Source organism: Winogradskyella eckloniae (assembly GCF_013249045.1).
Classification (GTDB): domain Bacteria; phylum Bacteroidota; class Bacteroidia; order Flavobacteriales; family Flavobacteriaceae; genus Winogradskyella; species Winogradskyella eckloniae.
On record NZ_JABRWP010000005.1, the window covers coordinates 116,346 to 128,852 of the forward strand.

12 protein-coding genes are annotated in these 12,507 nt (G+C 32.5%); 7 read left to right on the forward strand and 5 right to left on the reverse strand.

Features of this window, described 5'->3' with window-relative positions:
- Window positions 1–2 precede the first annotated feature (2 nt).
- Complete coding sequence (locus tag HNV08_RS10090) at window positions 3–737, forward strand: hypothetical protein (protein ID WP_173281192.1); 735 nt, start codon at window positions 3–5, stop codon at window positions 735–737.
- A gap of 30 nt (window positions 738–767) precedes the next feature.
- Here the strand turns inward: HNV08_RS10090 and HNV08_RS10095 are convergent, their stop codons facing one another.
- Both HNV08_RS10095 and HNV08_RS10100 read right to left on the reverse strand, forming a co-directional pair.
- Entirely contained in the window at window positions 768–1,568 is an 801-nt protein-coding gene (locus HNV08_RS10095; protein WP_173281193.1) for a lysophospholipid acyltransferase family protein, read from the reverse strand.
- 49 nt (window positions 1,569–1,617) lie between these two features.
- Window positions 1,618–2,262, reverse strand: a complete 645-nt coding sequence (locus tag HNV08_RS10100) for an NUDIX hydrolase (RefSeq protein ID WP_173281194.1) — start codon at window positions 2,260–2,262, stop codon at window positions 1,618–1,620.
- Window positions 2,263–2,264: 2 nt separating this feature from the next.
- Here HNV08_RS10100 and HNV08_RS10105 point away from each other — a divergent pair, with 2 nt between their 5' ends.
- From HNV08_RS10105 to HNV08_RS10120, 4 genes are all read left to right on the forward strand, one after another.
- Window positions 2,265–2,978: a peptidylprolyl isomerase gene (locus tag HNV08_RS10105; protein ID WP_173281195.1), complete on the forward strand. Its 714-nt coding sequence runs from the start codon at window positions 2,265–2,267 to the stop codon at window positions 2,976–2,978.
- 140 nt (window positions 2,979–3,118) lie between these two features.
- The gene (locus HNV08_RS10110) at window positions 3,119–5,269 is read left to right on the forward strand and encodes a M3 family metallopeptidase (protein ID WP_173281196.1); all 2,151 of its coding nucleotides are present in this window, start codon (window positions 3,119–3,121) and stop codon (window positions 5,267–5,269) included.
- Between the two features lie 87 nt (window positions 5,270–5,356).
- A complete protein-coding gene (locus HNV08_RS10115; protein ID WP_173281197.1) occupies window positions 5,357–6,142 on the forward strand; it encodes a hypothetical protein in 786 nt (261 codons plus the stop codon).
- Between the two features lie 173 nt (window positions 6,143–6,315).
- The gene (locus tag HNV08_RS10120; RefSeq protein ID WP_173281198.1) at window positions 6,316–6,567 is read left to right on the forward strand and encodes a hypothetical protein; all 252 of its coding nucleotides are present in this window, start codon (window positions 6,316–6,318) and stop codon (window positions 6,565–6,567) included.
- A 94-nt stretch (window positions 6,568–6,661) separates the two neighbouring features.
- On the opposite strand, the gene HNV08_RS10125 is transcribed toward HNV08_RS10120, so the two are convergent.
- Window positions 6,662–7,666: a sugar kinase gene (locus HNV08_RS10125; RefSeq protein WP_173281199.1), complete on the reverse strand. Its 1,005-nt coding sequence runs from the start codon at window positions 7,664–7,666 to the stop codon at window positions 6,662–6,664.
- Window positions 7,667–7,805: 139 nt separating this feature from the next.
- On the opposite strand from HNV08_RS10125, the gene HNV08_RS10130 reads away from it, so the two are divergent.
- A complete protein-coding gene (locus HNV08_RS10130; protein ID WP_173281200.1) occupies window positions 7,806–8,753 on the forward strand; it encodes a hypothetical protein in 948 nt (315 codons plus the stop codon).
- Window positions 8,754–9,278, forward strand: coding sequence for a GNAT family N-acetyltransferase (locus tag HNV08_RS10135; RefSeq protein ID WP_173281201.1), 525 nt, complete (start codon window positions 8,754–8,756; stop codon window positions 9,276–9,278). It begins immediately after the preceding gene.
- A gap of 70 nt (window positions 9,279–9,348) precedes the next feature.
- Here the strand turns inward: HNV08_RS10135 and HNV08_RS10140 are convergent, their stop codons facing one another.
- Window positions 9,349–10,077: an energy transducer TonB gene (locus HNV08_RS10140; protein WP_173281202.1), complete on the reverse strand. Its 729-nt coding sequence runs from the start codon at window positions 10,075–10,077 to the stop codon at window positions 9,349–9,351.
- Window positions 10,078–10,159: 82 nt separating this feature from the next.
- Window positions 10,160–12,310, reverse strand: coding sequence for a TonB-dependent receptor (locus tag HNV08_RS10145; protein WP_173281203.1), 2,151 nt, complete (start codon window positions 12,308–12,310; stop codon window positions 10,160–10,162).
- Window positions 12,311–12,507: the final 197 nt, after the last annotated feature.

Here is a 12,507-nt window from a genome sequence, read left to right on the forward strand (position 1 = left end):
AAATGATAAAACAATTTAAGCTTAAGAAAATATTAAAAATTACCGTAGGTATTATAGTCTTTTTCACATTGCCCTCACTCCTACTGTTCGGCTTTGTATATTTTAAATATAACGAAGATTTACCAACAGGACCACAAGGCGCTGCAGCAGATCAACTCGCTACAAACATGCTTAAATCCTTGAATGAAGAAGCTTACCTTAACACAGATTACATTGAATGGACGTTTAAAGATATACATCATTATAAATGGTACAAATTACATAATACTTGTGAAGTTTATTGGGACAACATTAGTGTCATTCTAGATTTTAACAACCCATCTGATTCTAAAGTATTTGTACTAGAACAAGCCTATAATGGCATAGAAAAGCAAGATTACATTACAAAAGCGACGAATTACTTTAACAACGATTCGTTTTGGTTAGTGGCACCATTTAAAGTCTTTGATCCTAATACTGAGCGTAGGTTAATTAAAACTAAAAATAATAAAGACGCCTTATTAGTTACCTATAATGCTGGAGGAACAACACCAGGAGATTCTTACCTATGGCATTTTGACGATGAAGGCAAACCAACCAGCTACCAAATGTGGGTCGATATTATTCCTATTGAAGGCTTAGTAGCTACTTGGGATAACTGGATCACTACTGAAACAGGTGTACAGTTATCTACGTTTCATAAGTTTCTGTTTTTTGGTATTGAATTAAGTAGTGTCAAAGGCTTAAAATTAAACTAGATTAGCAAAGCATCTATTGCTTATAGCACACTACATATCACGTAATTCTCTATTTAATCGTTCGTTTTCCTCTAGTTCTGCCTGAGGAATGACTTTTAAAAACGAAGGATGTTGCTCTATAGCATATTCAATTTTTTCAACAATATCTGCAATAGACTCGTTATCATAATCTATTTCTAAAGGCGCTTTTACTTCAAAAGACTGAAAAATATTTTTCTTTTTTATTCTTAATCCTTTTTTATCAAAAGAGCGTCTAAACCCATCAATAACAATAGGCACAACAATAGGCTTATACGTTTTTATAATATGAGCGGTTCCTTTTCTAATGGGCTTAAAAGGTGTTGTTGTTCCTTGAGGAAACGTTACAACCCAACCATCATTAAGTGCCGTTTTTATCATGGTAATATCACTCATTTTTACCTGACGATTAACATCTTTTCCCTGAGAACGCCATGTACGTTCAATACTAATAGAACCTGTGTATGCAAATATTTTAGGCAATAGCCCAGATTTCATGGTCTCTTTTGCTGCCACGTAATACATATTTAACTTAGGATTCCATAAATAACCTACATTTTTTATATTGTCTAAACGACCACTTAAACTTGCATTAAACACATGAAACATGGCAATTACATCTGCAAAATAGGTTTGATGATTAGAAATAAATAACACATTAGTATCTGGCAGATTTTTTATAATTTCTGAGCCCTCAATTTGTAATTCATTAAAGCCTCTAAAACGTCTATGTGTAAATAAACCTAATATTCTAATTAGCCATTTTTTAACCCAAAGTATATGTCCAAAAGGATTCTTTTTGAATAATCCCATAAATAATTCTAAATTTTTAGTCGTCTACAAATGTAACCATTAAGTTAAGTTATAAAACTTGTTTTAGCAAGTCTTTTATTTCAATAAGCATCATCGCTGTTGCTCCCCAAACAATGTGCTTGTTAAATTTAAATGCAGGCACATCCACCTCCACATTAAAAGAGGTTGATACTGTTGTTGTTACACAATTCTTCATATCCATAAAATCACTAAACTTAATTTCTAAAATAGACTCCACCTCTTCAACTTGCTTAACAAATTTTAATTCATTTTTAGAAACACCTATAAAAGGATGCACAATAAAGTTACTTGGTGGTATATATAAAGGTGTCATTGGTTTTATAACTTCAATATGCGTTCTAGAGACACCAATTTCTTCTTCCGTTTCTCTTAAGGCCGTTTCCATAAGATCATTATAATCACCTTCTTCATATTTACCTCCAGGAAATCCAATTTGCGCAGAATGCACGCCTTTGTACGTTTTTCGTAATATGAGTACTAAGTGTGTTTCGTTATTGTCATCGGGATAAAACAAAGCCATTACGCCTGCTTTTTTTGCTAATTTACCCGCTTCTTTATTCTTTTGAGCTAATTCTAAGCGATAAGGAGGCGACATTTTAGCATGAGAGTCTTCGCCTAAAAGACCAAGATGTTTTATTTTTACTACGGATTCTAAAAACGTACTAAACTGCATTTATGAAATTTAAATTGATATTACCGATGATTCTCGGCATAGGATTATTGCTTCTTAATTGTGAAGATAAACAAACTTCAAAAAAAACAAATACATCAGTCGTAAAAGATTCTATTGACACGGCTTCTAAAATTAAATTCAAAAAAGAACCAACAACAGAATATCCTTTACTTACCGATGCCAATGCCATGGAATTCTTTTTAGAATACGACAAAATACATAAAGAAAACAAGGCAAGAATAACTACCGATTTTGGCATTATTGAAATTCAACTGTACGATAAAACTAAATTTCATAGGGCCAATTTTGTTTACCTAACCAAACGAAACTACTTTGATAATACCCAGTTTTATCGTGTGGTAAAAAACTTTGTCATTCAAGGTGGAAGCAGTGACGATTATAACATTGCTAAAAGGCGTCAAAAAATAGGTAAATACTTACTGTTGCCAGATACTAAACGTGGTTACACTCATAAAAGAGGTGCTATCTCTATGCCAAGTAGCGAAATTGAAAATGCTTATAAGTTAGCGTCGCCATTTCAATTTTTTATTATTCAGCGCGAAGGTGGTGCAGCCTATTTAGATAAAGACTATACGGTTTTTGGAGAAGTCACTTCTGGTATGGACGTTGTAGATAAAATTGCCAATGTAAAAACAGATGAAGGCGATTGGCCTTTAAATAATGTATACATTAGAAAAGTAGAATTAATAGATTAGTTACATGTTTTCACATTAAGAAAACAACAAAAATTCAAGAGTAAGAATTATAATATTTTTAAGACCCTTTACTTTTATATTAATTACCTTGGTTTCCAATAATATTTACATATTTTTTGAAATAGTTAATACCAACCAACATGATTTCTAAAACCATTAAATTCTCATTAGTGTTTAGCCTTGCTCTTATAACAAGTTGCAATGAGGACCAAACAAAAACATCAGAAATAACTATGAGCGATAACGTACTCATTCAAGAATGGACAGGTCCTTATCAAGGTGTTCCGTCTTTTGATAAAATGTCTATAGACGCCATACAGCCAGCAATTGAAGAAGCCATGGCTCTAAATTTAGCAGAAATTGAAAACATTGCAAATAACGAAGCGGCTGCAACATTTGAAAACACCATAGTCGCTATGGAAAGTGCAGGTAAAGCCTTAGATCGTGTTTTTACATATTACGGAATAATGGGAAGTAATGTCTCTACTCCAGAATTTAGAAAAATACAATCCGTTTTGGCACCAAAATTATCAGATTTTAGATCTCAAATTTCTCAAAACGAATCACTTTTTCAACGTATTAAATCCGTGTACGAGGCTTCTCAAAAAACACCGTTAGAACCACAAGCGCAGCGTGTTGTAGAGTTAACCTACAAACAGTTTGAGATGAATGGTGCTAACTTAGATGCAGAAAAGAAAAAACGTTACGCAGAAATAAACAAGGAATTATCTTCATTATACACCGATTTTTCAAACAACGTTTTACATGACGAAGAAAATTACATCACTTTTTTAGACGATAATCAATTAGGTGGTTTGTCTCCTGGTTTTATTAAATCTGCAGCAAACATAGCTAAAGAAAAAGGTAAAGAAGGAAAATATGCCATTACCAATACAAGGTCTTCTATGGATCCTTTTTTAACCTATTCTACAGAACGTGAATTGCGAAAACAAGTTTGGGAAAACTATTACGCCAGAGGCGACAATGGTGATGACTATGACAATAACAAAATTATAGCCCAAATCTTAAAATTACGTAAAGAACGTGTCGCATTAATGGGTTATGACAATTTTGCAGAATGGCGCTTACAAAACCGCATGGCTAAAACGCCTGAGAACGCTATGGATTTAATGATGGCTGTTTGGCCTGCAGCAACAGCAAGAGTAAAAGAAGAAGTTGCAGATATGCAAGCTATAGCCAATGAACTTGGAGATTCTATTACAATAGCACCTTGGGATTATAGATATTATGCAGAAAAAGTACGAAAAAAGAAATACGACTTAGATAGCGATGAAGTCAAACAATATTTACAATTAGACCAACTTACAAAAGCTATGTTCTTTGTGGCTGGCGAGCTGTTTAATTATAATTTTACACCTGTTGAAGAAGGCACAGTTCCTGTATTTCATGAAGACGTAAAAGTGTGGGAAGTAACAGATAAAAATACTGGTAAAAATATAGGATTATGGTATTTAGACCCATACGCGCGTCAAGGGAAACGCTCTGGAGCTTGGGCCACAACCTATAGAAGTGCAGACTCCTTTGAAGGCGATAAAAATGTTTTAGCCTCTAACAATTCTAACTTTGTAAAACCAGCACCTGGAGAAGCCGTTTTAGTATCATGGGATGATGCCACTACGTTTTTTCATGAGTTTGGCCATGCCCTTCACTTCTTTTCTGCCGACGTCAAATACCCAACCTTAAATAGTGGTGTTAGAGATTATACTGAGTTTCAGTCCCAATTATTAGAGCGTTGGTTATCTACAGATCAAGTTATTAATAAATTTTTAGTGCATTATAAAACAGGTCAACCGATACCTGCTGAATTGGTTGAAAAAATCAAAAAAGCCTCCACTTTTAATCAAGGATTTGGTACCACTGAATATTTAGCCTCTGCTTTAATAGATATGAAATTACACTTAGCAGATCCTACAGATATTGACATTGATAAATTTGAAAAAGAAACCTTAGACGAATTAGGTATGCCAAAAGAATTACCAATGCGTCACAGAACACCTCAATTTGGTCATGTGTTTTCCGGTGAAGGTTACGCCACAGCCTATTATGGCTACATGTGGGCAGATGTTTTAACTAGTGATGCTTCTGAAGCTTTTAGAGAAGCAAAAGATGGTTTTTATGATAAAGCGATTGCCGATAAATTAGTAAAGTATTTGTTTGCACCACGTAACGCCATGGAACCAGCCGAAGCGTATAGAAAATTTAGAGGTCGAGATGCTAAAATTGAAGCACTCATGCGAGATCGAGGATTTCCAATTCCACAAAACGATTAAGTTTTAGCAGTTTACAATTAATTAACTATCTTAGATACGGCATCAAAAAGCACTAAACATTTTAGTAATTTTCAAAACCGTATCTCAATGAAAAGCACAGTTATACTTTATATTGGTTTAGTAATGACGTCCTTTTTTTTAGACGCTCAAAATCTAATATTAAAAAAAGGAAAATTAATTTCTGAAGACACCGAAATATGTAATTACAAAATAGATCTGTCAGAAGGTTGGTTGCGTTTATATGATTTAAAAACCAACGACACCTTAATTATTATAGAAGAATCTTTTAATAACACAGACGCTAATTATGACGATGACTATGTTATATTTAAGTTTCCAAAACAAGAAATTAAAGTAGAAATCTCTGGCACTTCATTTTGGATAGATTATGTAAAACTATTGTATAGAAACAAAACCTTTGATCTCAATGGCCAATTAAATGATTTACAAATAAAATTATTTAAATTAAGAATGGACGAAAACATAACCGAAATGAATAGTCTATCCTATTCAGAAAAATTAAATAAAATGAAAACGTTCTACCCATTTAAAAATTGGATAGAATATGCCGTTGATTTTGACATGAAACAATACACACAAGAAAATTGTGATGCTGCAAAACATATTTTTGATAACCTAATAGATAAGCTAATCAAAGCCGGAGAAGACGTATCGAAAGAAAAAAAAGCCCAATATTTTGAAACAGCCGTAATAGCATTAAATGCACTAAACAACAAAGTAGAAGGATTAATTGAAACTGGTGAAAGGGAAGACTTGTGTTTTTTAATTGATAAAATAACAATAGCTTCAGGATTAAATCCTAAAGATTATGCAGATGGTGAAGGTATCGCTGATCTTTGGAGAGAATGGTAATCTATTTACAAAATAAGTCAACTTATAAGGTTGTATTTTAGTACCGACAAGGTTTTTCAAAATTCCATTCGGATTTATTTTTAATTTTTTATTTGTTAACTTTAGGCCATATTAATCCCACTATTGCCAAGGTAAACCAACACTTCCGAGGCAACATATTAAAAATGAGAGCTATGAGCACATTATCAAACATTAAATCTGAAATTGAAAATTATGCAGCGTCAACTAATTTAACAGAATTACAAATCGTTGATAAGCTAGAAACACACTTTTTCAATAAAAAAGTAAATGCTAATATAAAATTATATAAAAAAGGTAAGAAAAAGGTAAGTGATATCACAAGAGATTTAAAAATATCGCCACGCAAATTTTACGCAATTTTAGAAAAAAAGAAAATTGAACATAAAAAATATAATAAAGACTAATTTTAGGGCTTAGTTTACAGCCGCTTCCTTCTTTAATTATTTTATTTGTAAAGGTTGTTATTCCGAAATCGTAGTTAGGCGAACAGTAATGATGCTATCTCACGAATCGTCCTGAGATATTACCTTCAATAATTTTAATAACATCATCCACGTTACTATAATTCACATCACCTTCGTAGGTGTGTTTTAAGGCACATGCGGCACAAGCAAACAACATGGCTTTATAGTCATCGTAGTGTTGTAATCCGTAAATTAAGCCACCAGCAAAGGCGTCTCCTGTTCCTATTCTATCAACTATATGCGTAATATCTAAATCTTCTGTTTCTCTAAATTCTGTGCCATTCCACATACGTGCTCTAATTTTATGCCAAGACGCATTTAACGAAGTTCTTATTTTATCAAATACCTTTTCAATAGACGGAAACGTTTCTATTAATTGCTGACTCGCCTTTTTAAAATCATCATTAGAGTATGAATAATCCGTTCCTAAAACTTCATTAATTTCATTAATTCCACCAATAAAAATATTAGAATAATTTAGCAATTCAATTAAGGCTTCTTTTGGATCTTTACCATATTTCCATAGTCCACTTCTATAGGTTGGATCTGCCGAAATTGTTAACCCTTTTTCTTTTGCAAGCTTTAAGCCGTCTTTTAATGTATCAAAAGCACCTTGAGTTAAAGCTGGTGTAATACCTGTCCAATGCATCCAATTGCCTTTTCGTAGTGCTTTTTCCCAGTCTACCATAGATGGTAAAATTTCAGAAAATGAAGAATGTGATCTGTTATACGAGATTTGACTTGGCCTCATTACAGCACCTACTTCTAAAAAATATACACCTAATGGTCTTTTAGAACGTTCTACCGAAGATGTACTTACTCCAAATTTTCTTATATACGAAATCGCAGTATCACCAATAAAATCTTCAGAAACAACACTAATATGCTTTACATTACCACCAAAATTAGCAATAGAAATCCCTACATTTAACTCTGTTCCTCCAAAGTAAAACTCTACAATATTTGATTGCATAAATTTTTTATTTCCTCTTGGTGAGATACGCATCAAAACCTCTCCGAATGTTATAATTTGTTTCATCTAGTTAAATTATTTTGGCTTATTATTTAATTTATAAAGGTAATTTGGACATAAAAGATACAGACTTAAATTTAGATGACTAAATTATTTGTTATATTTTGTTTGAAATTAGTATTCCTTAGGACTAAAAACACTATTAATGTTTAAAAAATTATATGTTTCCGTACTCATTTGTATCTTAATTACAACTGTAGGTTTTGGTCAAATAAAATCTGCAGCTACTGAACCGTTAATTTTTGAAGAAACACTAGATGTCTTAGACAACTTAGAATACACAGAAATCGATTTTAATAAAATGAAATCGTATTTTAAAGCAACTGGTATGGGCTTAAAAATGTCTACGGCTAAGTCTTCAGCCCAACAAAATCATTTAAAAGATTTCAATACCATATTGAGTAGCACCTATTTTGAAGCCTCTCAATTATATGGCACTAAGACTATAAATGCATTAATTTATTCCTATTATCAATCTGTAGAAATTCAACAAAAATTTGATAAACTTAATGCTAAATTAGACAGAGAAATAGACAGTTTAGAAACCCTAAAATCCATTTACACCAAAACCACAGATAGCTTATCCTTCTACAATACCACTAATACGCAAACCGTACTAAACTTTATTGAGGCCTATAATAAAAAAGATTCTATAGCTACGATGCAGCTATTACACCCAGAATTTTCTGAATATTTTAATACGGAATTAGCTATTAAAAGCAAAACAGATTACGCACACCATTTTGCTTGGGGAAAAGTCATGAACGACAACATGGAAGTTCAAATTGTTTATTCAGATGGTAATATTATAGAACTTCTTTCTACCTATCATTGTGATAGAGATAAGCTGTTGAAAATTGAGCCTTATAAATCAATTAGAAAATTTGAAATTAAAGATGATAAAATCTACAAGATTATAGAATCAGAGTTTCCGAATTATAAAGAAGCCTATCATCAAAGACAACAAACGTTTCAATTGTTTTTTGATTGGGCTTTAGAGCAACAAAATTTAAAGATTATGGACTTTAAATTTAATCAATTTGGTGCAGAAACATTAAAAAAAAGTCTAACAGCATATTCTAAAAAAGATTAAATGGATACAATTATTGAAACGGAAAGACTCATATTAAGACCAATCACTCTTGCCGACAAAGATGATTTTTTTGAGTTAGACTCTAACCCAAAAGTGCATTTGTTTTTGGGAAATAAACCGGTTAAAACCATTGAACAATCAGAGGCCATGATTCTAAGTATTTTACAGCAGTACAAAACTAATGGTTTGGGTCGTTTAGCCATGATAGAAAAATCTACAAATGCTTTTATTGGCTGGTCTGGTCTTAAATACGAAGACTATGTAAGACAAGAATTTAATTATTACGATATAGGCTATAGATTAAAAGAGCAATTTTGGGGCAAAGGTTTTGCAACAGAGGCTGCAATAGCATCGTTGAATTTTGGTTTTAAAGATTTAAAACTTAAAGAAATTGGTGCAGCAGCATTGGTCAATCATACGGTTTCTAATAAGATTCTGAAAAAAATAGGATTAATTCCATCTGGAACTTTTATCTGTAATGACGAGTTATGCAATTGGTATACTAAACAAAATCCATATTTATAATGGTCAATAAACATAATAACGCAATAAAGATCATATTGGTCTTTACTGCGTTAATTACAGCTTAATGCTTTTACTGTTGTAGCTTAAAATTTATGGGAATACTATAAGGTACACTAACGTTTCTATCTCTCTGTTTACCTGGTTCCATTTTAGGCAATAAACTCATTATACGTTCCGCTTCAGCTTCTAACAATTTATTTGGTCCTCTACTTTTTATTTTTGTGATTTTCCCAGTATTATCTATAACAAAAAATACAAACACTCTACCATGTATATTCAGCTCTGCTGCAGCTTCTGGATACCTAAAGTTTTTTAATAGATGTGATTGCATCTTCTCTTCAAAACATTTTCGTAATTGCGCGTTTGTCCCTTTACAACCAGGAAATGTTGGTACTCTTTCAATAACAGAGAAAGGCACTTCAATATCCTCTTCTACCTCAACAACTTCAACCTCCTCTACACCTACAACTCTATCATCTATAACATCATCTTGTCCTATTTCGGTACTTTTCACAACGGTTTCTTCTACATCTTCAACATCTTCAACAATGGTTATTAATTCTGTAATCATTGGCTTTTGAGAAGGTGGTGGAGGTGGTGGTAAATTAATGGTGGTAATAGGAATGTCTTCATCAAATTGTTCATCTAACGTTATCACATCTGCTATAATGATGTCTTTCTCGTAAGTCTTATGTTCTAATCCTATATAAGTAAGGATTAACATGAGGTTTAAGCCGACAGCAAAGTATAGATTGCTGTTTCGACCTACATTGGCTTTTGGGTTTTTTTTGAGTTCCATGATGATTAATTTTATAGTATAAATTTACCATCCAGAATCCTCATTAATCATGATTTTAATCATGTTTAAAACCAAATAAATTCTATAAATTATCGAGTTGATTGTCTTGTTTATCTTCACTAATGGTCCAAAAGAATCCAACAAAAAAGAATTGATCTGCAGCTGGAGTTAATGCGCTTCTTTGAAATTGACCATTCATATCTGGTGTATTAGAATATTGATAGCCATTTATATTTCTAAATCCTAAAACGTTGTTCACTGAAAAGTATAGTATTTTTTGTTGATCTAACAAATAGGCCCAATTTAGACTTAAACTGTTAAAAGATTTTGTCCGTTCACTTAATAATTGATTTGTATTAGGATTGGTATATGGTCTACCAGATGAAAAGTTATACGAAACACCTACTTGACTTTTCCATTTATCTATCCAGTATTTACCAACTACAGATAAATTGTGATTAGTTGCATAATTTGGTTGAGCAGCGGATTCAAAATTTTGATAATTACGCTCGGTATCTAAATATGAATAGCTCAACCAATAATCTACATTTTTAATACTTGTGTTGTCTCTCCAGAAAAAATCTAAACCTTGCGCATAGCCAATTCCCGAACTGTTAAAATCGCTATCATATTGCACAAAATCCGTATCATATTTAATTAAATTGTCATAATCCTTTCTATAAGCTTCGGCTCTAAATATTTTGCCATTGTTTACATATTGATAATTAAGAATATAATGCGCTGTTTTTTCAGCCTTTAAATCTTGATTAAACTTTAGCACATCTCTATTTGGGTTTTGAAAAAAGTTACCATAAGCCAAAGAAAACTGTCCGTTTTTTGAGGTTTTATAAGCTAATGCAGCTCTTGGTGCAACTTCTGTGGATTTAAAAATTGAACTATAATCTGCTCGCATTCCTACTTTTAAGGCTAAATCTTTTGAAAAAATAAGATCGGCTTCAGCAAAACCTGCTGTAATATTATTGTCGTATCCATAGGTTTCGTCTAATGTATTGTCCATGTAATTTTCCTTATAATCTGTTACAAATTGCTCTACGCCAAAATTGAGTTTGAATCGACTATGAAAACGTTTTTTCAGTTTCATCTTTATATGAGCCGAGTTCTCAGTACCATCAATAGCACTCGCCTCTATTCCTATTTTATTTTTTGCATACGTATAACTTACACCTGTAGTCATGGTCCAATTAGAACCCAAAACACCTTTGTAAGAGGTATTGAGATAAAAATTACTATTATTTAATTTAAAATCTATTCCGTCTACATCATTAATATCTTCTTGAGTGAGTTCAAAATTAGAAGTGTCAAAAGCAGCATAAAACTTAAGCATTCCGTTATCTAGTTTTTGTCTAAAAACGGTTTCGCCTTGTGCGCCACTATAAGGTGTTTTCCAATCGTTTCGGTCTTCAAAAACGGCTAGATATGGTCCTAAATTAATATAAGACACATTAAAGCTAAGCGAAGATTTTTCCCATTTTTGAGTATTTCCTAACGTAGCGCCTACAGTCATAATACCTATATCTGTTTTTTCTTGTGCTGGTTCGTCTATAGTATTTAAAAGCAATACACTAGATAATGCCTGACCATATTCTGATGAATAACCGCCTGTAGAAAACGTAATACCATCAAATAAAAATGGTGAATATCGTCCACGTGTAGGCGAATTATTTGGAGAAGGCGTATATGGTGTAAACACTCTTATGCCATCAATAAATATTTGAGTTTCGTCTGCATTACCACCTCTTACAAATAGACGTCCATCTTCTGATACATTAGAAGTACCTGGCAATGTTTGCAATGCGCTAACAAAATCGCCTAAAGCACTGGCTGTGGTTACCACATCTAACGGTTTTAAAACAGAAACCTTGCTGTTGTCATTAGCTTCAAACGTGCCTGCACTTAATACTACAGCATCTAAGGATTCTACATCTTCTCTTAATTTAATAATAAGTTGATGCATTTCTGAAACGTCCATCTGTACCGCTTTCGTTTCAAAGGACAAAAATGAAATTACTAAAGTCTGTGCTCCTGCTTCTGTTGTTGTAAATGAAAAACTGCCGTCTTCAATGGTTGTTGCACCATCATATGTACCTTCTAAGTACACATTAGCTCCAAAAATTGGATCATTTTTGGTATCTGTAACTTTACCAGAAATAGTCGTTTGCGCATTGGCAATACCAAAGATTAATAAAATGAGAATAGTGATGAGCTTGTTCATGTTTTTGATTGATTAAAAGTTCGTTTCTTAATTGATGAAACAAACTTCTACAATTTTACATGCACATAGAATTCTAAGTGACCCAACTGTAACTTTTAAATGACGAATTGACTATTCTGAATAATAAAGGAAGAAAAACAGTAGGTTTAGCTATAATCATTAAACAATAACTATAAACTAATTACAACCAACCAGCA